This window comes from Pseudomonas sp. Q2-TVG4-2, assembly GCF_013620795.1.
In the GTDB taxonomy this organism is placed as follows: Bacteria; Pseudomonadota; Gammaproteobacteria; order Pseudomonadales; family Pseudomonadaceae; genus Stutzerimonas.
Genome location: NZ_LGLW01000002.1, coordinates 247739 through 272523 on the forward strand (window position 1 = coordinate 247739; position 24785 = coordinate 272523).

Annotated in this window: 21 protein-coding genes; 17 read left to right on the forward strand and 4 right to left on the reverse strand. The window is 63.4% G+C overall.

Annotation, left to right across the window (positions count from 1 at the left end; translation table 11 throughout):
* Window positions 1–2: 2 nt before the first annotated feature.
* The 9 genes from flgE to H3028_RS06280 all read left to right on the forward strand — a co-directional run bounded on the left by flgE (window position 3) and on the right by H3028_RS06280 (window position 9001).
* Window positions 3–1193: a flagellar hook protein FlgE gene (gene flgE / locus H3028_RS06240; RefSeq protein ID WP_181296181.1), complete on the forward strand. Its 1191-nt coding sequence runs from the start codon at window positions 3–5 to the stop codon at window positions 1191–1193.
* A 9-nt stretch (window positions 1194–1202) separates the two neighbouring features.
* Entirely contained in the window at window positions 1203–1931 is a 729-nt protein-coding gene (gene flgF, locus H3028_RS06245; RefSeq protein WP_181296182.1) for a flagellar basal-body rod protein FlgF, read from the forward strand.
* Between the two features lie 14 nt (window positions 1932–1945).
* Entirely contained in the window at window positions 1946–2731 is a 786-nt protein-coding gene (gene flgG / locus H3028_RS06250; protein WP_181296183.1) for a flagellar basal-body rod protein FlgG, read from the forward strand.
* A 9-nt stretch (window positions 2732–2740) separates the two neighbouring features.
* Entirely contained in the window at window positions 2741–3403 is a 663-nt protein-coding gene (gene flgH, locus H3028_RS06255) for a flagellar basal body L-ring protein FlgH (protein ID WP_181296184.1), read from the forward strand.
* Between the two features lie 25 nt (window positions 3404–3428).
* Entirely contained in the window at window positions 3429–4529 is a 1101-nt protein-coding gene (locus H3028_RS06260; RefSeq protein WP_181296185.1) for a flagellar basal body P-ring protein FlgI, read from the forward strand.
* A gap of 78 nt (window positions 4530–4607) precedes the next feature.
* Window positions 4608–5639: a transglycosylase SLT domain-containing protein gene (locus tag H3028_RS06265; RefSeq protein WP_181296186.1), complete on the forward strand. Its 1032-nt coding sequence runs from the start codon at window positions 4608–4610 to the stop codon at window positions 5637–5639.
* Complete coding sequence (gene flgK, locus H3028_RS06270; RefSeq protein ID WP_181296187.1) at window positions 5636–7003, forward strand: flagellar hook-associated protein FlgK; 1368 nt, start codon at window positions 5636–5638, stop codon at window positions 7001–7003. The genes H3028_RS06265 and flgK overlap by 4 nt, the downstream gene beginning before the upstream one ends.
* A 37-nt stretch (window positions 7004–7040) precedes the next feature.
* A complete protein-coding gene (flgL, locus tag H3028_RS06275) occupies window positions 7041–7955 on the forward strand; it encodes a flagellar hook-associated protein FlgL (protein WP_181296188.1) in 915 nt (304 codons plus the stop codon).
* Between the two features lie 14 nt (window positions 7956–7969).
* On the forward strand, window positions 7970–9001 hold the full coding sequence (locus H3028_RS06280; RefSeq protein ID WP_181296189.1) for a hypothetical protein: 1032 nt from the start codon (window positions 7970–7972) through the stop codon (window positions 8999–9001).
* A 15-nt stretch (window positions 9002–9016) separates the two neighbouring features.
* Here H3028_RS06280 and H3028_RS06285 read toward each other — a convergent pair whose 3' ends face one another.
* A complete protein-coding gene (locus H3028_RS06285) occupies window positions 9017–10195 on the reverse strand; it encodes a lactonase family protein (RefSeq protein ID WP_181296190.1) in 1179 nt (392 codons plus the stop codon).
* A 229-nt stretch (window positions 10196–10424) separates the two neighbouring features.
* Between H3028_RS06285 and H3028_RS06290 the strand changes: the two genes are divergently transcribed.
* From H3028_RS06290 to H3028_RS06315, 6 genes are all read left to right on the forward strand, one after another.
* Window positions 10425–11588: an acyl-CoA dehydrogenase family protein gene (locus H3028_RS06290; RefSeq protein ID WP_181296191.1), complete on the forward strand. Its 1164-nt coding sequence runs from the start codon at window positions 10425–10427 to the stop codon at window positions 11586–11588.
* Window positions 11589–11611: 23 nt separating this feature from the next.
* A complete protein-coding gene (locus tag H3028_RS06295) occupies window positions 11612–14425 on the forward strand; it encodes a response regulator (RefSeq protein WP_375154395.1) in 2814 nt (937 codons plus the stop codon).
* Between the two features lie 117 nt (window positions 14426–14542).
* Entirely contained in the window at window positions 14543–14899 is a 357-nt protein-coding gene (locus H3028_RS06300; RefSeq protein WP_168422521.1) for a YciI family protein, read from the forward strand.
* Window positions 14900–14971: 72 nt separating this feature from the next.
* A complete protein-coding gene (locus H3028_RS06305) occupies window positions 14972–15424 on the forward strand; it encodes a nuclear transport factor 2 family protein (RefSeq protein ID WP_181296193.1) in 453 nt (150 codons plus the stop codon).
* A 100-nt stretch (window positions 15425–15524) separates the two neighbouring features.
* On the forward strand, window positions 15525–15881 hold the full coding sequence (locus H3028_RS06310; RefSeq protein ID WP_181296194.1) for a YciI family protein: 357 nt from the start codon (window positions 15525–15527) through the stop codon (window positions 15879–15881).
* 61 nt (window positions 15882–15942) lie between these two features.
* Window positions 15943–17160 (forward strand): RNA polymerase sigma factor, encoded by a 1218-nt coding sequence (locus tag H3028_RS06315; protein ID WP_181296213.1) that lies wholly within the window; start codon window positions 15943–15945, stop codon window positions 17158–17160.
* 240 nt (window positions 17161–17400) lie between these two features.
* Here H3028_RS06315 and H3028_RS06320 read toward each other — a convergent pair whose 3' ends face one another.
* Both H3028_RS06320 and H3028_RS06325 read right to left on the reverse strand, forming a co-directional pair.
* The gene (locus tag H3028_RS06320; RefSeq protein ID WP_181296195.1) at window positions 17401–18765 is read right to left on the reverse strand and encodes a sigma-54 dependent transcriptional regulator; all 1365 of its coding nucleotides are present in this window, start codon (window positions 18763–18765) and stop codon (window positions 17401–17403) included.
* Between the two features lie 27 nt (window positions 18766–18792).
* On the reverse strand, window positions 18793–20556 hold the full coding sequence (locus H3028_RS06325; protein WP_181296196.1) for an ATP-binding protein: 1764 nt from the start codon (window positions 20554–20556) through the stop codon (window positions 18793–18795).
* Window positions 20557–20935: 379 nt separating this feature from the next.
* On the opposite strand from H3028_RS06325, the gene H3028_RS06330 reads away from it, so the two are divergent.
* Entirely contained in the window at window positions 20936–22423 is a 1488-nt protein-coding gene (locus tag H3028_RS06330) for a SulP family inorganic anion transporter (RefSeq protein WP_181296197.1), read from the forward strand.
* Between the two features lie 14 nt (window positions 22424–22437).
* Window positions 22438–23289 (forward strand): universal stress protein, encoded by an 852-nt coding sequence (locus H3028_RS06335; RefSeq protein ID WP_181296198.1) that lies wholly within the window; start codon window positions 22438–22440, stop codon window positions 23287–23289.
* A gap of 50 nt (window positions 23290–23339) precedes the next feature.
* On the opposite strand, the gene cfaB is transcribed toward H3028_RS06335, so the two are convergent.
* Complete coding sequence (cfaB, locus tag H3028_RS06340; protein ID WP_181296199.1) at window positions 23340–24521, reverse strand: C17 cyclopropane fatty acid synthase CfaB; 1182 nt, start codon at window positions 24519–24521, stop codon at window positions 23340–23342.
* Between the last annotated feature and the right edge of the window lie 264 nt (window positions 24522–24785).

Sequence of the window (24785 nt, forward strand, 5' to 3'; positions counted from 1 at the left end):
CCATGAGCTTCAATATCGCCCTGACCGGCCTGTCCGCCGTCAACGAACAACTCAACACCATCGGCAACAACATCGCTAACTCCGGCACCGTCGGCTTCAAGTCTTCGCGCACCGATTTCGGCAGCCTCTATGCCGAGACCCAGGCGATGGGGGTCGAGGTCATCGGCACCACCCAGAGCATCAGTCAGGGCGGTGCGCTGACCACCACCAACCGCAACCTGGACCTGGCGATCTCCGGCGGTGGCTTCTTCGTCACCCGCGCCAGCAATGGCGATGTTGCCTACACCCGCGCCGGGATGTTCGGTACCGACAAGGACAGCTACCTGACCAACAGCCTGGGTCAGCGTCTGCAGGGCTACCCGACCGATGCGGCAGGCAATCTGCAGACCGGTGTGATCGGTGACTTGCAGATGAAAGCCGGCGGCTTGCCCGCAAAAGCCACCGATGAGCTGAGTTTCGTTGCCAACCTCGACGCCAACCAGGCAGTGCCCGCCGTGGCCTTCGATCCGCAGGTCGCCGACAGCTACAACTCCACCTACACCACCAAGGTGTTCGATTCCCAGGGCAAAGAACACACCCTGACCCAGTACTTCGCCAAGACCGCCGATAACAGCTGGGATGCCCACTATTACGTTGACGGCACGGCCATTGCCGCCAGCCCGCAGGCGCTGTCCTTCAATACCGACGGCTCGTTGGCCGCGCCGATCGGCCCGGTAGCGCTGGCCGCGACCCTTGGCGGCGGCGTCGATCCGTTGAATATTCAGCTCGATTACAGTGGTACCAGCCAGTACGGCTCTCAATTCAACGTCACCGGCAACCGCGCCACTGGCTACGCTGCGGGCGAGCAGACCGGGATGAGCGTGGAGAAGGACGGCAAGGTCTACGCCAGCTTCTCCAACGGCGAGCGTCTGCTCCAGGGCCAAGTGATACTGGCCAGCTTCGTCAATCCTGAAGGTCTGAAGAACATCAGTGGCACCGCCTGGACCGAAACCGCCGCCTCGGGCGTGGCGCTGGTCGGTGCGCCGGGTGTTGGCCAGCTCGGCAGCCTCTCGGCCGGCGCGCTGGAGAGCTCCAACGTCGACCTCACCCAGCAGCTGGTAGGCCTGATGGAAGGCCAGCGTAACTACCAGGCCAACACCCAGGTCATTTCCACCAACAAGGAACTGACCCAGGTTCTGTTCAACGCGCTCTGAGGCTGATCCATGGATCGTTTGGGATACACCGCGATGACCGCCGCCAGCCGCACGATGATGTCGCTGCAGGTGCGTTCGAACAACCTCGCCAACGTCAATACACCGGGCTTTCGCGCCGACATGGAGCGTGCGCAGGCGGTAGCGGTCGAGGGCTACGGCTACGACAGTCGGCACATGGCCGTGGTGCAGAACAATGGCGTCAATCTCGCTGCCGGTCCGCTGATGGCCACCGGTCGCGGGCTGGATTTCGCCGTCAAGGGCACCGGCCTGATCGTTCTGCAGGACGGGGAAGGCGAGGCCTACACCCGTCAGGGCAGCATGCAGATCGATGCCGAAGGCCGCCTGACCCTGAACGGCCGCGCTGTCATGGGCGAAGGCGGGCCGATCGAATTGCCCGAGCATGACCGGGTGGAAATCGGCAACGACGGTACCGTGTCGATCATGGCGCCGGGTGACTGGATGATGGCCGAGGTCGATCGCATCCGTCTGGTCGACGTCGCCGCGGCAGACCTGATGAAGAACGAGGCCGGCCTGCTGGTGACGCGCAACGGCGAACCCGCCGCACCCAGCGAAGACGTACGCCTGGCCAGCGGTTTCCTCGAGTCGAGCAACGTTTCGGCAATCGACGAGCTGGCCTCGACCATGAGCCTCAACCGCCTGTTCGAAACCCAGGTAAAGATGATGAAAGCCGCCGAGGACCTTTCCGACGCCGGCAACCGAATGATCCGCGGCAGCTGATCGGGAGATAACGCATGAATTCCGCACTTTGGGTCAGCAAGACCGGTCTGGCCGCCCAGGACACCGCCATGGCGACCGTCGCCAACAACCTGGCGAACGTCAACACCAACGGCTTCAAGGCCGACCGCGCCGTCTTCGAAGATCTGTTCTACAGCATCGAGAAGCAACCTGGCGCTCAGGCTGACGAGATCAACACCGTGCCGTCCGGTATTCAGCTCGGCAGCGGCGTGCGCGTGGCAGGCACTCAGAAGGTGTTTACCGAAGGCAGCATCCAGACCACCGGCCAGCCGATGGACCTGGCGATCGTCGGGCGTGGCTTCTTTCAGGTCGAGTCGCCCAACGGCGACATTCTCTATACCGAGAACGGCCAGTTCCAGCTCAACGCTGAAGGCGTGATGGTCAATGCTCAGGGCCTGCCGCTGGCGCCGGCCATCGAAGTGCCGCAGGGCAGCACCGGCTTCACCGTGGGTTCCGACGGCATCGTCACCGCTGTACTGGCGGGCGACACCCTGCCGTCCGAGCTGGGTCAGATCACCCTGGTCAACTTCACCAATCCGGGTGGTCTGGAAGCGCTGGGCGGAAACCTCTATCGCGAAAGCGTCGCCAGCGGCGAAGCCGTGGAAGGCGTGCCGGGCGAGGAAGGCCTCGGCCAGCTCAAACAGGGCGTGCTGGAAGGCTCGAATGTGCAGGTGGTCGAGGCCATGGTGGCGATGATCGCCATCCAGCGTGCCTATGAGGCCAACGCCAAGGTGCTTGACGCCGCGTCGGGCATGCAGCAGTTCCTCAACCAGACCGTCTGAGTGCTGACGATGCGTATTTCGATCCTGCTCGCCGCACTGCTCTTGCTCGGCGGCTGCGCCAGCTTCAACGAGATGCTGCCGGAAGAGCCGTCCAGCGAATACGAGCCGCTGGAGCTCGACTACAGCTTGCCGCCGACCACCGGTGGCGGCCTGTTCCGCTCCGGCTACAGCGGTTCACTGATCAGCGACAATCGTGCGGTGCGGGTTGGCGACATCCTCACCGTGGTGTTGGACGAATCCACCCAGTCGAGCAAGAGCGCCGGGACCAGCTTCGGCAAGGAATCCAGCGTCGGGATCGACATTCCCACGGTGCTCGGCAAGGCCTACCCCAATGTCGAAACCTCGGCCGGTGCCGAGCGTGACTTCAAGGGCTCGGCCAAGAGTTCACAGCAGAACACCCTGCAGGGCTCCATTGCCGTGACCGTGCACCGCGTACTGCCCAACGGCACGCTATTGATTAAGGGTGAAAAGACCCTGCGTCTGAACCAGGGCGATGAGTTCATTCGCCTCGCGGGTCTGGTACGGGTCGACGACATCAACCGCTACAACCAGGTGTCCTCGCAGAGCGTGGCTAACGCCAAGATTTCCTACGCCGGGCGCGGTGTACTCAACGACAGCAACTCGGCCGGCTGGCTGACGCGCTTCTTCGCCTCGCCGCTGTTCCCTCTTTAAGTGAAGCCTTGAAATGACTAGCCCGATGCGATCCCTGAAGCTGTTTTTCGCCGCCGTCGCGCTGTGCTGGCAACTGCCGGCTCAGGCCGTGCCACTGATGGACCTGGTGGATGTAGAAGGTATCCGCGGCAACCAGCTGATCGGCTATGGCCTGGTGGTCGGCCTGGACGGCACTGGTGACAAGAATCAGGTGAAGTTCACCAACCAGTCGGTGGTCAACCTGATCAAGCAGTTCGGCGTGAACCTGCCGCCGAACGTCGACCCGAAGCTGAAAAACGTCGCCGCAGTGACCATTACCGCCACGGTGCCGCCTTCCTACAGCGCCGGTCAGAGCGTGGACGTCACGGTGTCATCGCTGGGTGATGCCAAGAGCCTGCGCGGCGGCCAGCTGCTGATGACCCCGCTGCAGGGCGTGGACGGTGAGGTCTATGCGCTCGCCCAAGGCGCGGTGATCGTCGGCGGTGTCAATGCCGAGGGAGCCAGCGGCTCCAAGGTGGCGATCAACACCTCGAACAGCGGCCTGATCCCTAACGGCGCCACCATCGAGCGGATGATTCCCAGCGACTTCACCGAGCGTCCGGACGTGATGCTCAACGTACGCCAGCCAAGCTTCCAGACGGTGACTCGGGTGGTCGATGCCGTCGACGCCTACTTCGGCAAGGGCACCGCTACCGCACTCAACGCGACCAAGATTTCGATTCGCGCGCCGGTTACCAGTACCCAGCGCATGAGCTTCATGGCGATGCTCGAACGTCTGGACGTGGAGGAGGGTCGCACCCGGCCGAAGGTGGTGTTCAACAGCCGCACCGGCACCGTGGTCGTCGGTCAGGGCGTGCGGGTGAAGGCCGCCGCGGTTGCTCATGGCAGCCTGACCGTGACAATCAGCGAGCGCCCGCAGGTTAGCCAGCCGAACGCCTTTGCTGGCGGCGAAACCGTGGTCACGCCGCAGTCGGACGTCGCGATCGAGCAGGACCGCAAGGCCATGTTCAAGTGGCCCGAAGGCGCCAGCTTGGAAAGCATCATCAGCACCATCAACAGTCTCGGCGCTACGCCCGACGACGTGATGAGCATCCTGCAGTCGCTGGAGCGTGCCGGCGCGCTGAACGCCGAACTGATCGTGATGTAAGACCGGGCTGGCGATCCAGCTGTTGTTAACAAAGCAGGCCCGACGCGCAGCAGATTTTGAACAGGTTCCATGACGACCATGAGCATCGTTTCCCTCCCCCAGCACCTCAACACCCTGCGCAACCGCGCAGACGGCCCGGCCGCGGCGCGGCGCGAGCAGTTGGAAGTCGTCGCCGAGCAGTTCGAGGCGATGTTCCTGCAGCAGATCCTCAAGCAGATGCGCAAGGCCGGCGACGTCCTTGGCGCCGGCAACCCCATGCGCAGCCGCGAGCTGGACACCATGCGCGATTTCTACGACGAAGTGCTGGCCGACACCCTGGCCGGCAAGCGGCAGACCGGGATCGCCGACATGCTGGTGCAGCAGCTGAGCGGCGAGGCATCAGGCACAGTGCCTGCGCCCACTGCCCTGGCCGGGCATACAGGTGGCGGGCTACAAGGTGGCGGTCTGCATGCGCTGCGCGGCACCTGGCAGCGCGGCGTCGATGCGCTCGACAGCGCGTGGGAGAGTGGCAAGGCCGGCTTCAAATCGCTGGTCGATAGCGTGATCAAACACGAATCCAGTGGCAACATCGCCGCCGTATCGCCCAAGGGCGCACGTGGCCTGATGCAGCTGATGCCCGGCACCGCGCGGGACATGGCGGCCGAGCTGGGCCTGCCGTTCAGCGAGGCGCGGTTGACCAGCGATGCCGAGTACAACAAGCGCCTGGGCAGCGCCTACCTGAACAAGATGCTGGATCGCTACGATGGCCATCAGGCGCTGGCGCTGGCCGCCTACAACGCCGGCCCCGGCAAGGTCGACGAGTGGCTCAAGAGCCACGGTGACCCGCGCAAGGGCGAAATCGGCACCGGGGCCTGGGTACAAAAAATCCCCTACGCGGAAACCCGTAACTACACCCGCAATATCCTCAACGACCTGCGTGCTGCGGCACCGAAGCCGGTCGAGCCGCGGGCGCAGATCCAGCCGCTGAGCGATCCTCTGCAGCCGACACTTAATTCCGCTGCCGATGCGGTCGCTCTATCCACTCAGCACCATCGTGTTGTCGGCGGCGGCCACCTGTCCGTGGCGTTCGCGCAACCGATCCGGATCGAGCCGAAGGAAGTCGTGTCGTGAGTATTTTGGGTCAAATTGGCTACAGCGGCGTTCGCGCCTCGCAGATTGCCCTGTCGGCGACCGGGCAGAACATTGCCAACGTCAACACCCCCGGTTTCAGCCGCCTGGCGGCAGAGCAGCGCTCGCTCGGCGGGCAGGGTGTGTTGAGTGTCGGCGGTGGCGTGCAGGTCAGCTCCATCCGCCGCTTGTCCAACGATTTCCAGAACCAGCAACTCTGGCGCGCCAGCACCGACAAGAACTATTTCAACACCAGTCAGCAATACCTCACCGCGCTCGAGGGGCTGATCGACAGCGAAGGCTCCAGCATCAGCGTCGGCTTGGACAACTTCTATGCCGCGCTCAGTGAAGCCAGTTCGACGCCGGAATCCATCGCCCTGCGCCAGCAGATTCTGGGCGAAGCCAAGCAGTTGGGTCAGCGCTTCAATGGCCTGAATTCCAACATCGGCATCCAGCTCAACGCACTGCAGGGCCAGCGTGTGGCGATGGCCACCGAGATCAACGGACTGTCCGGCAACATAGCCGAGTTGAACATGCAGATCCGCGAGATGGAGTCTTCCGGACGCGACACCGCGACCCTGCGTGACTACCGGGAGAACCTGATCAAGGACCTCAGTCAATATGTCGGGATCCGAGTACAGGAGGCGCCGGACGGTACCCTTAGCGTGTCGCTGGTCAACGGCCAGCCGCTGGTGGCGGGTGGCACCGCCGGGCAGCTGAAGGTCACCGCTAACCCGGCGGGTGAGCAGGACGTGTCACTGGTGTTTGCCAAGACATCGTTCCCGTTGGTGCAGAAGGGGCTGGGCGGGTCGCTGGGCGGCCTCTACGACATGGAATACGGCGCGCTGCGCCCGGCTCAGGACGATCTTCACGCGATGGCCGGTGCGCTGGCGCAGGCCGTTAATGACACCCTGGCGACCGGCTTCGATCTCAATGGAAATCCCGGGCAGCCGCTGTTTGTCCACAACCCGGGCAGCACCAACGCGATGCTCACGGTGAACCCGCTGTCGCCGGAACAGCTGGCGTTCTCTTCAGAGAACGATGAAGTCGGCAATAACCAGGTGCTGCTGGCGCTGCTGGAAACCAAGCTGACGGACGTCACCAGTGGTGGCAGCCAGGTGCCGCTCAACGATGCCTACGCGGGACTGATTGGCCGAGTTGCGAGTGCCAGCCGACAGAACCAGGCGGACCTCAGCGCAGCGACTACCGTTGCCGAGCAGGCCCAGGCCCAGCGCGACAGCGTCAGCGCGGTCAATCTGGACGAGGAAGCGGTAAGCCTGATGGCTTACGAGCAGGCCTATCAGGCCAACATGAAGGTGATCAGCACCTCCAACGATCTGTTCAACGCCGTACTGGCGATGTTCTGAGCCGGCCCATTCCGGCTCGATTGACGAGAAAAGACCCATGCGCATCTCCAACGCCCAGATCACCGCCATGATGCACGGCTCGATGAACACCAGCTCGGCCAAGCTCGGCAAGCTGATGCAACAGATGGCCACCGGTGAGCGCATGCTGCTGCCGTCCGATGATCCGATTTCTGCCGTGCGGGTGCTGCGCATCCAGCGCGAGGAAGCGACCCTGACGCAATACCGCACCAACATCGCCAACGTGTCGAGCAACCTGTCCAAGCAGGAAACAAATCTCAGGTCCGCCTCGGACACCATGCTCAGTGTGCGGGATCTACTTCTGTGGGCCGCAAACGGCAGCAACACCAGCGAGGACCTGGCGGCGATCGCCAACGAGCTCGGCAATCTCGAGAACGCCATCGTCAGTTTCGCCAACGTGCGCGACGAGGAAGGACGCTATTTGTTTTCCGGAACCCTCAGTGACAGGCCGGCGCTGACCTTCGACGCGGCGAGCGATACCTACCTGATGACCGGCAACGACAAATACCGCCAGGCGGCAGTCGCCAATGGGGTGCTGGTGGAGGAAAATGTCACCGCCGCGCAGGTCTTTGGGGGCGGTGTAGACATGCTCAACGACCTGCATGCCTTGGTCCAGACGCTTGCCGATCCGGCGCTGGACGCCTCCGATCCAGCAGTGCGCGCAAGGATTACGGCTAGCATCGACAGCCTCGATGTGACCCATGGCAACCTGCTCGGGGCGGTTTCCGAGCTCGGCGGTCGGCAGAACACCCTGACGCTGCTTTCCAGCAGCAACGAGGACGTGTCTCTGGTCAACCAGAAGATCGAAGGCGAGTTGTCGCAGCTCGACTACGCGAAGGCCAGCATCGATCTGAACAACTATCAGTTGTCGCTGCAGGCGACGCAGAAGACCTATTTGAAGATCAACGGGCTGTCGCTGTTCGGCATGCTCTGACCGAGGTAGCGTGAATGAAGATTGGCAAGCAGCTCCCGGCTGTTTCCGCAATCAACCCGCAGGAGCGCCGTGAGGCGTTGCTGCGGGATGCGCCTGCGCCGCTGCGTACGGGTGTGCCAGGCGACACCCTGCCGGCCGAGACCACCACCAGCAAGACCACCGGTTTCAGCCTGCAGCTCAACCAGCAGCTGTCTTCGATGCAGTCGGCCGACAGCTACCTGGGCGACCTGCAGACGCGTCTGTCGCAGCTCAAACTCAACCTGAGCCGCCAGATCAGCTCGCCTCAGCCCGACGGCGAGGAAGTCATTCAACAATCGGTTCATCAGATTGGTGAGCTGCTCAAGGAGCGCAGCAAGCGTTCCGGCAACTCGCTGGACGCCAACCTCAAGCTGCGTCTGACCGAGCCAGTGCGCAGCCGTTTCAGCCTGCAGGGGCTGGAGTCGCTGGACAAGATCCGCCAATCCGGTCGCGAGACGCTGCTGTTCAGCGGCGGCCGCCAGCTGGCCGAGCCGGTGGCGGTGGTGCTCGATGACGAGATGAGCGACGAGCAGATTCTGCGCCGCTTCAACGGCAGCCTCGGGCAAGCCGGCATTCGTGCCGAGCTGGATCAGCACGGCGAGCTGAAGTTTTCCGCGCGCGAGGGGGATTGGCAGAGACTCAAGGATCAACTGGCGGTACAGGGCGAGGGGAAACTGTTCGACAAAGGAAAGTACGTCCGCGTGCAGAGCCAGGAAGAACAGCTGCTGAACTTCCCCGAAGAGCTGCAGCTGGATTCCTTCCGCGAGCTGCGACGCCTGCTCGATTCGGTGGTCGCCGGGCTCGACAAGGTCACTTCGCTGCGCGAGCAGCTGAGCAACCGCCAGCAGGAGATCCGCGAGTTTCTCGCCCGTCAGGTGCACGCCGACGAGAAACAGTGGGCCATGGACTTCTCCCGCTCGGTGTTCAATCTGATGCAGCGCAGCCCCTCCAGCTACGCCGCCGTCACCCAAACCGTGGTGGCCCAGGCCACCATTAGCCGCTTTGCGGTGGTCAGCCTGTTGTCCTGATCCGGCCTCTGCCGGTCATTGACCGGTGCGATCGATGAATTTCACATCCGATGGCCGGCCCATTGGCAGCGTCTGCAGGGTATCGCCCAGCAGGCCGCTGTCGGGATCGCGCTGCAGCACCACCAGAGCGTCGCTTTTCTGATTGGCGATGAGCATGAAACGCCCGCTTGGATCGATGGCGAACTCTCGCGGCTCCCGGCCTTCGCTGGAGCGCTGCTGAATCTCGCGCAGGTTGGCGTTCTCCTCGATGGCATACACCATGATCCGGTTCTTCTCGGCGCGATCGCTGACATAGAGAAAACGGCCGTCGGCCGACGGGTGGATGGCGCCCGGCGAGTGCAGCGTGGTGTCACCACCAGCCGCCAGATCGACCAACTGGCGCTGCACCAGGCTGCCGTCGACATGATCGAAGCGCGCCACCTGGGCGCTGAGCTCCAGCGTGGCATATGCCTGGAGCCCGTCCGGGCTGAACACGAGGTGGCGCGGGCCACTGCCGTCCGGCAGGCTGATGAAGGCTGGATCAGCCGGGGACAGCGGGCGTTCCGCCTTCGCCGGGTCATAGAGATAAACGAAGATATTGTCGGCGCCCAGGTCGCTGACAAACAACGTCTTGCCATCCGGCGACATCACCGCCGAGTGCACATGGGCCGATTGCTGTCGTTCGGGGTGCACTTCGCTGGCCTTGTGCGCGGCGATCTGAGTGACCGGCAAGAGCGTCCCGTCCTTGGCCGTCGGCATCACCGCCAGGCTGCCACCGGGGTTGGCGCCGGAGCCGTAGTTGGAGACGAACAGATAGCGCCCGTCGCGGCTCTGGCTCAGGTGCGTGGGCTCGTCGCCAAGCGTGATCTGCTGGGCCAGGGGTGACAGCTGGCCGCTGGATGGCGCAATGATGAAGGCACTCACCCGGCCCACTGGATCGGGATGGCCTGGGCCGTTTTCGTTCGCGGCATAGAGTCGGTTGCGGTTCAAATCCAGCGTCAGCCAAGAGGGGTTGTCGGAACGTACTACCTGCAACGGCTGAGGTTCTATGTAGCCGCGCTCAGCGTCGAACTGCATCCGATAGATCCCTTCGCTGCCGCCTTCGCTGGTATAGGTGCCGACCAATATTTGCTGCATCGGTGCTGCCACTCCCGTGATGCTGAAAGCCAAGAGCGCCGCGGCGAGGCCGAGGCGTGTTTTCAATAGACCGTACATAGGCGGATACCCGTATCGCTATCAGTGTCGGCCGAAGTAAGGCCTATGCTTGTTGAACACAGCGACCTGCCAGGGTTCTGATCAATTGATGACGATGGGCTTCCGCGCCGAACCCCCTGGAATGATGCAAGGTCTATCCGCAGCCGATGCGGCGATAAATCCGATCCTCCGACGTAACACTGCCCATCGGCATCGAACCCAAGCACCTATCAGCGTGGCTCACTTTTTTATGGAACATCTATTACCCGCTCGGCTCAACGAGCTGCAAGGCCTCACCGCCTCGCTGGTCGAATCGCATATCGCCCCGCTGGCCGCGCAGGTTGACCAGAAGTGCGAATGGCCAGCCCACTCGATGAAGGCGCTGGGCGAAGCCGGACTGCTCGGGCTGCAAGTGCCGGCGGCGCTGGGTGGTCACGGCCAGGGCCTGCTCGGTTTGAGCGTCATCACCGAAACGATCGGCAGGGTATGTCCGTCCTCGGCGCTGTGCTTCGGCATGCACTGCGTCGGCACTGCGGTGATCGCCGCGAAGGCCACACCGTATCAGCAGGATCACTACCTGCGCGCCATTGCCGAAGGCCGCCACATCACCACGTTGGCCCTTTCGGAGCAAGGTTCGGGCGCGCATCTGTACTTGCCGGAAACCCGGATTGAGACGGACGGAAAGCACTACCTTGTCAGCGGCACCAAGCAATTCGTTACAAACGGCGGTCATGCCGATTCCTACGTGGTGTCGACGGTGGCCAGCGGCGAAAGCAACGAATCCGGCGACTTCAGTTGCCTGGTCATCGACCGCGACAGCCAGGGCATGGATTGGCTGGATGCCTGGGAAGGCTTTGGCATGCGTGGCAACTCTTCTCGGCCGTTGCGCCTGGATCAGGTGCCCGTACCGATGGAAAACCTGCTGGGCGAAGAGGGTGATCAGGTCTGGTACGTGTTCGAAGTGGTCGCGCCATTTTTCTTGATGGCCATGGCTGGCACCTACCTGGGTGTGGCCCAGTCGGCGCTGGACGCTGCAGGCGAGCACTTGCGTGCACGGCGCTATTCGCATTCGGGCGAGGCGTTGCGCGATGTCGAGGCATTGCAGATTCGCTACGCCGAAATGTGGATGGAGCTCGAGAAAACCCGTGCATTGATCCGCGAGGCGGCCCGGCGGGGTGATATGGGCGATCCCGATGCGCTGCCTTTTATCCTGTCCTGCAAGGCGGCCGCAGGCGAAACCGCGGTGACGCTCGCTAACGAGGCGATGACTATCTGTGGTGGCGCTGCATATCGTGACAACAGCCGGGTCGCGCAAATCCTGCGAGACGCCCGCGCCGTGCATGTCATGACGCCGACCACCGATCTGCTGAAACTATGGGCAGGCCGCAGCTTGCTCGGCCTGCCGCTGCTTTGAGTGCGCCCGTGGATAGCCAGTCGATAATCCTGATCGTTGCGCAAGACACAGCCGGTGCGGTGCAACGGCTGGTCGAAGATATCGCCGTTTCGCAGCAACTGCAGCTGACCACGATCGATCAGGCGCAGCTCACCGCCAGCCCGTCTGGGCCGTTGGCCGCCGCAGAGCCGCCGCTGTTGCTACTGGCGCCAGGACTCAACCGGCCGCTGGCCGTGGCCCGGACCATACGTGGCCAGTGGCGGAACTGCGAACTCATCTTTCTCTGTCCGGTGGGCGGTATCGAGCCGCTGCGGCGCGAGTTTGGCGTGGCCCCGCTGATCGGCCCGCACTGGTCCATCGTGGAGCTCAGCCAACCGTTGCTGGCCCGGCAGATAAGCCAGACGCGCGCGGCGACTCAGCGCCGGCGCCGGTTGCGCACCACCCTCGACTTGGCCAACGCAGCGCTCGGTGCGCCACGCCCGTCGGTGGAAAGCACCTATCAGCGTCGGCTGAATGCCAGCCACTACTTGCACAACTTCATCGATGCGGCGCGAGATGCCATCGTCGGCCTCGATAACGCGCTCAACGTCCTGTACTGGAGCGCGGGTGCCGAAGAGCTGTTCCGGCTGCCGGTCCGCGAGGCGGTGCAGCTCAACGCCGAGCAGCTGCCGTTCTGGTCGCCGGCGCTGCACGCAACTGTTCAGCAGGTGCTTGCCGGCACCGTCTCGCGCCCCTTGGAATGCTCCTGCATGCTGGGCGAGTCCGAGAGCACGCTGGAAGTCTTGCCCTCCGCCGTGCGCGATGGAAATCAGCAGGTCATTGGCGTATCGCTGACGGTACGCGACATCTCCGCGTTGACCGCCGAGCGCCGCGCCAATGAACAGCGAGGGCGCGAGATAACCGAGGAGCGCCAGCACCTGCATCGCTTGTTCGACCAGGCGCCTGGCTTCATCGCCATTACCCAGGGTCCACAGCACATACTGGAAATCGCCAACCGCGCCTTCCATCAGCTGGTCGGCCAGCGCGACGTGATTGGTAGGCCGGCACTGGTCGTTTTCCCACAAACCGAGGGGCGTGATCTGGGCGGACTGTTGGATCAGATCTACGCCACCAAAAGGCCCTATGTGGGCCGGGCAATCCCTGTTCTGGTCAGCCGTCCGGGCAACGAAGGGGCGCAACGGCGTTTCGTCGACTTCATCTTTCAACCGGTATTGACCGAACAGGAAGAAGTGACCGGAATTTTTTGCCAGGGCCATGACGTGACGCAGCAGATTCTCGCCCAGCAGGCGCTGCAGCGATCCCAGGACAATCTGCTGGAGCTGGTGAACGAGCGCACCCGCGAGCTTGAGCAAAGCCGCCATGCGTTGTACCAGTCGCAGAAGCTGGAGGCGATTGGCAAGCTGACCGGTGGCGTGGCGCATGACTTCAACAACGTGCTTCAGGTGATTGCCGGCAACCTTCAGCTGATGCGGCCAATGCTTGCGGCTGCATCGCTCGGATCGGCGCGCCTGGATGCTGCTGCGCAGGCGGTCGACCGCGGGGCCAAGCTGGCGGCCGAACTGCTGGCCTTTGCGCGGCGGCAGCCGTTGCGGCCGATGCCAACCAATCTGGGACGCCTGTTGCGCAGCATGGACGAGCTGTTGCGTCAGGCGCTGGGCGAGCGGGTGGAGATCGAAACGGTTGTCTCCGGTGGCCTTTGGACCACCATGGTCGACCCGCACCAGCTCGAGAACGTCCTGCTCAACCTGGCGATCAACGCCCGCGACGCCATGCGTGAGGGCGGTAAGCTGACGCTCGAACTCAGCAACGCCATGCTCGACGAGCACTACACACAGACCCAGATCGATGTCGCGCCAGGTCAGTACGTAATGCTGGCGGTCTCCGACACGGGCTCCGGCATGACCGAACAGACCCTCGAGCGGGCCTTCGAGCCCTTCTATACCACCAAGCCGGAAGGCGAGGGGACGGGGCTCGGTCTGAGCATGGCGTATGGGTTTGCCAAACAGAGCGGTGGTCATATCCGTATCTACAGCGAGCTGGGCAGCGGCACCACGGTCAAGCTGTACCTGCCGCGTACCGAGCAGCCTGAGGTGGTTGCCGTTGCGTCGCCGATCGGGGCCGCTGAGGGGGGGGACGAGACGATTCTGGTGGTCGAGGACGACCTTGCCGTACAGGCGACGGTCATCGAGCTGCTGTCCGGTCTCGGCTATCGGGTGTTGCGTGCCAATGATGCGCAGAGCGCGCTGAGCATCCTGCAGAGCGGCATGGCGATCGACCTGCTGTTCACCGACGTGGTCATGCCGGGCAAACTCAGCAGTACTGAGCTGGCGCGGCAGGCGAAGTTACTATTGCCGGATATCGCTGTGCTGTTCACCTCGGGCTACACCCGAAACGCGATCGTCCATGGTGGCAAGCTGGATGCCGGGGTCGAGTTGCTGAGCAAGCCGTATCGACAAGAAGACCTGGCACGCAAGGTCCGCCAGCTACTGGGCCCGCATGATCATCCGCAGGCATCGGCGACCCCCGTTCGCCGCCATGCGCTGGTGGTTGAAGACCAGCTGCCACTGCTGGAGCTGACCTGCGAAATGCTCGACGAGCTGGATATCGCAACGGTTGGCGTGCCCTCCGCCGAGGACGCTTCGCGGGCATTGGCCGAGCGGCACTTCGATTATTTGCTGGTGGACGTCAACCTGCCAGGGATGTCCGGCCCCGAGTTTGCCGCGCTGGCGCTAGAGGCGCATCCCGGGCTGCGCGTGGTGTTCATGTCGGGAGACGGCGTGATTGAAACGGAGCTGCCCGCTCGCTCGTTGCCCAAGCCCTACTCCTTCGAGCAACTCGAAGCGATTCTCGCCGACTGATCCGCATCGTTGCGCCCACGTCGGGTGCTGGGCGCAATTTATTTTGCGATACCTGTCGATTCTGCATCCGATGACTCGACTAGCAGGTAACAACCCGCTCCTTCGAGGGATGCAGCGATGCGTTATCTGTGTCTGGTCTATCTGGATGAAAACGCTCTGGCGGGTCTGCCGCCCCGGGCGCAGGCCGCGCTGGACGCCGAATGCCGCGATTATCGCGAGGGGCTGCAGCGCAGCGGGCGGCTGATCATCGGCGAAGCGCTGCAATCGGAACTCAGCGCCACCACCGTACGCGTACAAGGTGATCACGTCTCGCTGCGCGATGGGCCGGTTGCCGTCGGCCGCGAGCAACCCTTCGCCATCTATCTATTCGAGGCGTCCGATCTCAATGACGCCATCCTGCTGGCTTCGCGCATTCCGCCGGTCCGCCTGGGCTGTGCCGAAGTGCGGGCGTTGCATCCGCGTGCGCCTCCCTGATCCGTCGTCCTTCCGTTTCGCAAAGCGCCTCTATTTCACCGCCACGTCCATCTAATCGATGAGGAAACGAACATGAACACGGCAAGCGATACTCAGAACGGAGAAGCTCGTATCCGTGAGCTGACCGCCGAATTCCAACAGGCGGTCGGCGTCAAGGATCTCGACCGGATCATGTCCCAGTATGCGCCCGATGTGGTGGCCTTCGATGCGGTCGGCGAGCTGCAGTTCAAGGGCATCGAGGCCTATCGCGCTCACTGGCAGCGCTGCTTCGACTTCTGCCAGGGCGATGGTTTCTTCGAGACACAGGATGTCAGCATCACCGCCAGCGGCGACCTCGCGTTCAGCCATTCGCTGAGCCACTGCGGAGGGACCAACGACAAGGGCGAGATGCAGACAGCCTGGATGCGCGGTACTCGCTGCTGGCGTCTGCAGGGTGGCGACTGGAAGGTCGTCCACGAGCACTTCTCGATGCCTTTCGATATGGAAAGCGGCCAGGCCTGCTTCGGTCTCGAGCCCCGAGGCTGAAGACCGTCTATAGCCCGGTAGCTGGCGCGTCGCAACGCCCTCGTGCTTTCGCCGCCAGCTGCTAAGGTTGTCTCTCGGCATGGACGTGATGGAGAACTGCATGAAATACCTTTGCCTCGTCTATTACGACGAACAACGAGTGGATGCCATGACTGACGAGCAGTGGGCCGCATTGGTCGACCAGTGCATCGCCAACGGTGAGCGCCTGCGCGAAAGCGGGCATTTCATCGCCGGTGAGCCGCTGCAGTCGGTGCGCACCGCCAAGACCGTGAGGGTGCGTGAGGGCGCGGTGTCGGTGGTCGATGGCCCGTTCGCCGAAACCCGGGAGCAACTGGCCGGTTTCTATATGCTGGAGGCGGCCGATTTCGACGAGGCGGTGCAGCTGGCGGCGAAGATCCCGCCAGCCGCCCTCGGCAGTATCGAGGTTCGCCCGCTGCGCCAGCTGCCTGAACGTTGAATCGCCGAGACGCGCTTGCGTGACGGCCACCTCGGGCGGAGACGCAGCGGGCCAGCGGGCTATCGAGGCCATCTACCGCAAGGAGTCGCGGCGCGTGCTGGCGACCCTGATTCGCCTGCTCGGCGACTTCGATCTGGCCGAAGAGGCGTTGCACGACGCCTTTTACGCCGCCGTACGGCAATGGCCACGCGATGGGATACCGGCCAGTCCGCGCGCCTGGCTGGTGTCGGCGGGGCGCTTCAAGGCCATCGACGGCCTGCGTCGAAGGGCACGTTTCAATGCCTCGCTGAGCCTGCTGGCCGATCAGTTGGACACCGCCGAGGAACCGGACTGGGACCGCGACGACCTGGAAGACGATCGCCTGCGGCTGGTCTTTACCTGCTGCCACCCGGCTTTGCCGGCCGATGCGCAGGTGGCGCTGACCTTGCGCGAAGTCTGCGACCTGAAGACTGAGGAGATCGCCCGCGCCTTTCTCGTGTCGCCCAGCACCATTGCCCAGCGCATCGTGCGCGCCAAACAGAAGATCCGTGATGCCGCAATCCCTTATCGCGTGCCGTCCCGTGACGAGTTGCCGTCGCGCCTGGATAACGTGCTTCGAGTGATCTACCTGGTATTCAACGAGGGCTACTCGGCATCCAGCGGCGCCGAGCTGACCCGGGCCGATCTGAGCGCCGAGGCGATCCGGTTGGCTCGGCTGCTGCAGGAGCTGTTGCCTGATCCAGAGCTGATGGGGTTGCTGGCGCTAATGCTGCTGCACGATGCCCGCCGCGCCGCGCGCACCGATGGCACGGGCGAGTTGGTGCGCCTCGACGAGCAGGATCGCAGCCTCTGGAACCGAGCGCAGATCGAAGAAGGCTCGGCGCTGGTGCAGCGTGCCCTGGCCTCGCGGCGTTTTGGCCCCTACACCTTGCAGGCTGCAATCGTCGCCGTACATGCCGATGCGCCCAGCGCGGCGCAGACCGACTGGGCGCAGATCGTCGGGCTCTATGACGTACTGTTGCGGGTCAGCCCTTCGTCGGTCATCGAGCTGAACCGCGCGGTGGCGATCGCCATGCGCGAGGGACCTGAAGCTGGTCTGGCACTGATCGATGACTTATTGGTCCGCGGGCTGCTGCACGATTATCACCTTCTGCATTCGGCCCGCGCCGATTTCTGCCGCCGCCTTGGCCGCCTGGACGAGGCACGAGCCGCCTATCGGAGGGCACTGCAGCTGGCGCAGCTAGAGCCGGAGCGGCGTTTTCTGCAGCAACGGCTGGATGAGTTGAATGGTGCGGATTGAGGTTCTTGCGGCGTTCCCACGCAGAGCATCGAGATGGTCAACACCGCGCCGCGCCTGGCCTGTAGGAGCGAGCTTGCTCGCGAAGCTGTGCGTCACGCGGTGCACTCTGGATTGTCGATGGTGAATTATCAACAGAGGATCCCCGTAGGGTGGGCCGGGCGGCGTTCCGCTTCAGCCCACCGTATCGCCGCCTTAGCCGGAGGAGGAGCGTTCGCGAGCAAGCTCGCTCCTACCAAAAGCTCAGCCGTCGCCGCTGCCCACTGGCAAATAATCGCTGCGACTCAACCCATGGCGCTGCATCTTTTCGTTCAGGGTGCGGCGCGGCAGCTGCAGCTGGTTCATCACTTCGGTGATGTTGCCTTTGTGCTGTTGCAACGTGTTGTGCAGGCACTGCGCCTCGAAAGCTTCCATCTGTTCGGCCAGCGAAGCGCCGGCGGCAGGGCTGGCTGTGGTGCCCACACTCGTGGACGGAGGCGGCGTCAGGCCCAGCGCGTGACGTTCGGCGGCGTTGATCAGCTCGCGGACGTTGCCCGGCCAGTCATGGCTGAGCAGCTGCGCCAGCTCGGTGGGGCTGGCCGTTACGGGTTCGCGACCGTGGCGCTGCGCCGCTTGGTTGACGAAGTGATCGAACAGCAGCGGAATATCCTCGCGACGATCACGCAGCGGCGGAATATGCAGCTCGGCAACGTTCAGCCGATACAGCAGGTCTTCGCGGAAACGCCCACCACGCACCTCTTCGAGCAGGTCCGGCTTGGCCGCGCTGATCACTCGCAGGTCCACCTCGATGCTGCGGTTCGAACCTAGGCGTTCCAGGGTTCTTTCCTGCAGCACGCGCAGCAGCTTGACCTGCTGCGCCAGTGGCATGCTCTCGATCTCATCGAGGAACAGCGTGCCGCCATGGGCATGCTCGATTCGGCCGATGCGTTTGGCCTGCGCGCCGGTGAAGGCGCCGCTCTCGTGGCCGAATAGCTCGCTCTCAAAGATGGTTTCGGGGATGGCTGCGCAGTTCAGCGCGACAAAGGGGTTGCGGGCGCGCGGGCTGAAGTCATGCAGGCAGCGCGCAACCTGCTCCTTGCCACTGCCGGTGTCGCCGCGGATCAGTACATTGACATCGGTGCCGGCCAGCTCCAGCACCTGACGCCGGAGGTGCTCCATGGCTCGCGAGACGCCCAACAGCATCGACTCGATGCGCCCCTTGCGAGTGAATTGCTCGCGCAGCTGGCGGTTTTCGCAGACCAGCCGGCGCTTTTCCTGGGCACGGCGCACGCTGTCGAGCAGGCGCTCCGGGGTGAAGGGTTTCTCGATAAAGTCGTAGGCGCCCTGATGCAGCGCCTGCACCGCCATCGGCACGTCGCCATGGCCGGTGACCATGATCACCGGCAGCTCTGGATCCAATGCCACGAGCCGCTCCAGCAGGCCGAGGCCATCCAGATCAGGCATGCGCACGTCGCTGATCAGCACGCCAGCGAAGTCCCGGTCAATCAGGGCCAGTGCCTGCTGAGCGCTGGCACAGGTGCGCACACTGAAACCGGACAGCTCCAGCCACTGCTGAACTGCCTGGCGTATCGCTGCTTCGTCGTCGATAAAGATGACCTGACCGCTCATGTCTCACTCCTTATGCCTGCTGTCAGTCTACTCGTCGACATGCTGTTCGGCTGCCGGCAGATGCAGTACGAACACCGCCCCAAGGGCATCGTTGTACACCTCCAGATCGCCGCCAAGGTCGCGCACGATGCCGTAGGAAACCGCCAATCCCAAGCCGAGGCCCTGGCCGACCGGTTTGGTAGTGAAGAAGGGCTCGAAAACTTGGTCCAGATGCTCGCTGGCGATGCCGCCGCCGCTGTCGGCGACGCTCAGCGTCCAGCTCTGGCGGTCGCGATGGCAGTCGACGCGCAGTTGACGGATCTGACAGCCCTGCATGGCGTCGAGCGCGTTGGTTAGCAGGTTGATCAGTACCTGTTCCAGTCGGATGGCGTCGCCGCTGACCCAGGCGTCGGCCGGCATCTGACGCAACACCTCGACGCCGTCGCTGCGGATCCGTGGGCCGAGCAGCTGTAATGCCTGCTCCAGAACATCGGCCAGGTTCAAGCGCTGGCGCAGCCCCGCAGGGCTCTTGCGAGCAAAGGTTTTCAGGTGACTGGTCAGCGCCGCCATCCGTTCGAGCAAACCTTCGACCTGGCCGAGGCCTTCACGCACAGCCTCGGTGCGGCCGTTGTCGAGCAGCAGCCGCTGGCTGGCCAACTGCATGCGGAGGGCGGTCAGTGGCTGGTTGATCTCGTGGGCCAGTGCGGCGGACATCTGCCCCAGCGCTGCCATGCGCGCGGCATGCACCAGCTCGTCCTGGGCGGTGTGGAGTTCGCGGGTGCGCGCCGCCACGAGGCGCTCGAGTTCGCTGCGATTGCGCTGCTCGGCGCGGCGTGTCTTGCGCCGCTGGGCCAGGTAGAGCAGCAGAAACGCCAGGGTCATCCATACGCCAGCAGCGGCCAGGCGATAGCTGCGCACATTGGCGGCGATCAGCTGCGGCTCCTGTAGCAAATGCAGCGTCCAGTTTTCTTCTGGCAGCTGCAACCGCTGCCAGAGGTAGTTGCGGCGGCCATCCGGGCCATCCACCTGGCGCCGTTCGCTGTCTTCGGCGATGCGCTGCAGCGTGTGATTCGGCAAGGGTTGGAGATTCTGCTCGGCGTAGCGCCGCGCGGCGACCAGACGATCGCGCACCTCGTCGCTGAGCGGACGCAGATAGCGGAAGCGCCAGGCGGGGCGGTTGGTAAGGATGACGATATCCAGCGAATCGGTAATCAACAGGATGCCCGACTGTCCGACCCACTCGCGCTGCATGTCTTCCAGTTCAAGCTTGACCACCAGCACACCGATCACCTCGCCAACTCCGTTTTTTACTGAACTGGAAAGAAAGTAACCGGGGATGCCGGTGGTCACGCCGACGGCGAAGTAGCGTCCGGAGTCGTTTGCCAGCGCATCAAGGAAATACGGGCGGAAGGCGTAGTTGTTGCCGACGAAGCTGGTCCAGTCGCGCCAGTTGCTCGCCGCGAGGGTTTCGCCGTTGCGGTCTAGCAGATAGAGCACCGAAGAGCCCGCCGCCTGGTTTTGCTGCTCCAGACGCTGGTTCAGCTGTTCGCGCAGGGTCAGGTCGTCGGGGTTGCTCAGCAGCCGCTGGATATCGCTATCCAGCGCCAGCAGCGCCGGCACCGAGCGAAAGCGTTCCACCTGCGTATGGATCGCCTGGGCGTACAGCTCGAGTTGCCCGCGCGCTTCCTGGCTGCGCTCGCCCCAGGCTCGCTGCTCGGCAATGCGTCCGGCCCCGTACATGCTCAGCAACAACCCAACGATTATCAGCAGGACGATGAGAACGACACGGAGGCGGCTGGAAAGGGCAGGCATGGCGGGCTCGCTATGAGGATTTCGCATGGTAAGCCAAAGTGCCTGCATGATGGTTTCCGCGCCGGCAATCGGCAATCGGCGAACGAGCAGGTGCGGGTCGCGAAAACCGGTCGGTTTCGGTATCCTTGCCAGCCCTTTCGGCGTCCCGACCGCCGAGGCCTCCATGAGAGACGAAATCCATGATCTGGCTGCCTAGTCCGCCATAGCGCAACACCCCCCCTACATCTGACTGCGACCGCCTGTCATGGGCGCGGTCGTGTTCTGCCGTGCGCCGCGCCTTATGCGCGTGGATTGCACCCATACTTGAATTTGAAACTAGCCTCGTATCAGCCGCGTACCGTTTCGGCCCGCAGGTTGTGCTTTTGCTCTGGATACCCTGATGCTCCACACGATCAAACAAAACTGGTTCTGCAACATCCGTGGCGACGTGCTCGCAGGTCTCGTCGTTGCCCTGGCGCTGATCCCGGAAGCGATCGCCTTCTCGATCATCGCGGGGGTCGATCCGCGGGTCGGTCTCTACGCATCCTTCTGCATCGCGGTGGTGATTGCGTTCGTCGGCGGCCGTCCCGGCATGATTTCCGCCGCTACCGGCGCCATGGCGCTGCTGATGGTGACCCTGGTTCGCGATCATGGCCTGCAATACCTGCTGGCCGCGACCCTGCTTTGCGGCCTGCTGCAGATCTTCGCCGGGTACCTGCGCCTCGGCTTGCTGATGCGCTTCGTCTCGCGTTCGGTGGTCACCGGCTTCGTTAACGCGCTGGCCATCCTGATCTTCATGGCGCAGCTGCCGGAGCTGACCAACGTCACCTGGCATGTCTATGCGATGACCGCCGCGGGACTGGGCATCATCTACCTGTTTCCCTATGTGCCGAAGCTTGGTCAGGTTATCCCGTCACCGCTGGTCTGCATCCTTACGTTGACTGCGGTGGCCATGTACCTGGGGCTGGACATCCGCACCGTGGGCGACATGGGCGATCTGCCCGATACACTGCCGATTTTCCTCTGGCCTGAAGTGCCGCTGACCTTCGAAACCCTGGCGATCATCTTCCCGTATTCCGCCGCGTTGGCAGTGGTGGGCCTGCTGGAATCGCTGATGACCGCCACCATCGTCGATGACCTGACCGATACCGGCAGTGACAAGAACCGCGAGTGCAAGGGCCAGGGCATTGCCAATATCGTCTCCGGTCTGTTCGGCGGTATGGCCGGTTGCGCCATGATCGGCCAGTCGGTGATCAACGTGAAATCCGGTGGTCGCACGCGGCTGTCGACACTGATCGCCGGTGTCGTATTGCTGTTGATGGTGGTGTTCCTCAACGAATGGGTCAGCCAGATCCCCATGGCCGCGCTGGTGGCGGTGATGATCATGGTGTCCATCGGCACCTTCAGCTGGGATTCGCTGCGCAATCTCAGGCATTACCCGCTCTCCACCAATATCGTCATGGTGGTGACCGTGGTGGTGGTGGTGTTCACTCATAACCTGGCGTACGGCGTGTTGGCCGGCGTGTTGCTCGCTGCGATGTTCTTCGCCAACAAGGTCGGGCACTACCTGCATATCGGCTCGGAGCTGGATGACGAAGGCAATCAGCGCACCTACCGGGTGGTCGGGCAGGTATTCTTCAGTTCGTCGGACAAGTTCACCGCCGCCTTCGACTTCAAGGAAGCCGTCGCAAAGGTCATCATCGACCTCAATCAGGCGCATTTCTGGGACATAACCGCAGTTGCGGCGCTGGACAAGGTGGTCGTCAAGCTCCGTCGAGAGGGCACCGAGGTCGAGGTGCTGGGTCTGAATGAGGCCAGCGCGACCATCGTCGACCGCTTCGGTGTACACGACAAACCCGACGCCATCGACAAGCTCATGAGCCACTGATCAGGAGAACGACAATGAACCAAGTATTGGCTTGCATCGACGGCTCCCCGCAGGCTTCGGCCGTCTGTGATTACGCGGCCTGGGCCAGCCTGCAGCTGGATGCGCCGCTGACCCTGCTGCATGTGCTCGATCATCAGCAGTATCCGGCGGCCGGCAACCTCAGCGGCATCATCGGGCTGGGCAGCCGCGAATACTTGCTGGAAGAGCTCGCCGCGCTGGATGAAAAGCGTAGCAAGCTGGCGCTTGAAGAGGGCCGGATGATGCTCGATGCAGCGAAGCAGCGGGCGCTCACTGCGGGCGTGGCGCAGCCGGAGTTGCGCCAGCGCCACGGTGATCTGGTGGAAACGCTGCGTGATCTGGAATCCGACACCCGTCTGCTGGTGATCGGCAAGCAGGGCGAGGACAGCGGCAATGACTTTCAGCTCATCGGCAGCCAGCTGGAAAGCGTAATTCGCACCATGCACCGGCCGATCTTGGTCACCCCGGCCAATTTCAGTGTGCCGACCAGCGTCATGCTGGCCTTCGATGGCAGCGAGACTACGCGCAAGGGCGTCGAGATGTTGGCCTCCAGCCCGCTGTTCAAAGGCGTACCGATTCACTTGGTGATGGTGGGTGCCGACACCAGCGATAGTCGCGTGCCGCTGGAATCTGCGCGTGGCGCATTGACCGCTGCGGGCTTCGAGGTGCATATCGCGATCCGCGCCGGTGAGGTCGAGCCCACGCTACATGCCTACCAGGCCGAGCACGGTATCGACCTGCTGGTGATGGGCGCCTACGGCCATTCGCGGATTCGCCAGTTTCTGGTCGGCAGCACCACCACCAGCATGATCCGCTCGACCACCACGCCGTTGCTGCTGCTGCGCTGATACACCCCGGTATCGCGCGCGTCGTCGAGGCGCGCCGCTAGCCGCTCGGGCTAGCGGTAGATATCCGCCCGCGACCAGGGCAGCTCATGGGAGCCGTCCGGCAAGGGCTTACTCGCCAGAATCTGGTGCAGGTTGATCCAGTTGCGGCGAAAGCCATAGGCACAGCCGGCCAGATAGACCCGCCAGATGCGCAACGCGCGCTCTGGCACCAGCTGCTGCGCCTCGGCCAGGTTTGCCTCAAGTCGTTCGCTCCAGAACTGCAGCGTGCGCGCGTAATGCAGGCGCAGGCTTTCCACGTCGACGATTTCCAGGCCTGATTCGCTGATGCAGGCGCTGATTTTCACCAGATGCGGCAGCTCGCCGTGAGGGAAGACGTAGCGATCGATGAACTCGCCCGCGCCATGAGCCACCGGCCGACCATCGATATACCGCGAGGTGATGCCGTGGTTGAGCACCAGGCCGCCCGGCCGCACCACATCCGACAACTGCTGGCAGTACAGCGGCATGTTGGCGTGCCCGACATGCTCGAACATACCGACACTGACCACCTTGTCGAACTGACCGTCCTTGGGTAGATCACGGTAGTCCATGAGCTCCAGTTGGACCTGATCTTCGAGCCCCTCGGCGGCGACGCGCTCGCGGCCGAGTTTCAGCTGCTCCGCGCTGAGGGTGATGCCGAACACCTGGGCACCGTACTCACGCGCAGCAAAGCGTGCCAGGCCGCCCCAGCCGCAGCCAACATCGAGCAGGCGATCGCCAGGTTTCAGCCGCAGTTTGCGGCACAGGTGACGCAGCTTGGCTTGCTGGGCCTGGTCGAGATCTTCCGTTCCGGTTTCGAAGTAACCGCAGGAATAGACCATGTCACGATCAAGCCAGAGCTGATAGAACTCGTTGGACAGATCGTAGTGGTAGGAAATGGCCTCGGCATCGGTGGCCTTGTCATGTGCCTGGCGAACCGGCAGTGCCGAATGCGCCTCGCCCAGAGCACGGGTGATCTCATCGCCGATACGGATGACTTCTTCAAGCGGGCCGTGCAGATCGATCCGACCTTCGACATAGGCGCCGCCAAGCAGCGCAAGGCTGGGGTGGGCCAACTGCGGAACCAGATTAGGGTCCTTGATCTCCAGTGTCACGCTGGGCGCGGGGCCAATGTCAATTTGGTTGCCGTCCCATAGCCGCAGGCGCAACGGCAATTCCAACTCTCGAAGGGCCGGAAGCAATGCTGCCAACATGCTCATTCTCCTCTGTCAAGCTTGTTGGAAAGGCTAGACCAAGAATCAGCGTTTGCGGGCAGTCGAAAGATAGTTTTTGTCTATGGCGAAATGGAAGTCGCTCGGATAAGGCGCTTTGGTTGTGAAGCAGTCAGGCTGAGTTCGTGCGAGCCGATGGCCAGGAAAGTCCGGGCGGGAGAGATATGGCGGAAGGCAGTGGGAGTCGAACCCACCCGGGAACGGCTGCCGCCCCCAACCGGGTTTGAAGCCCGGCCGCACCACCGG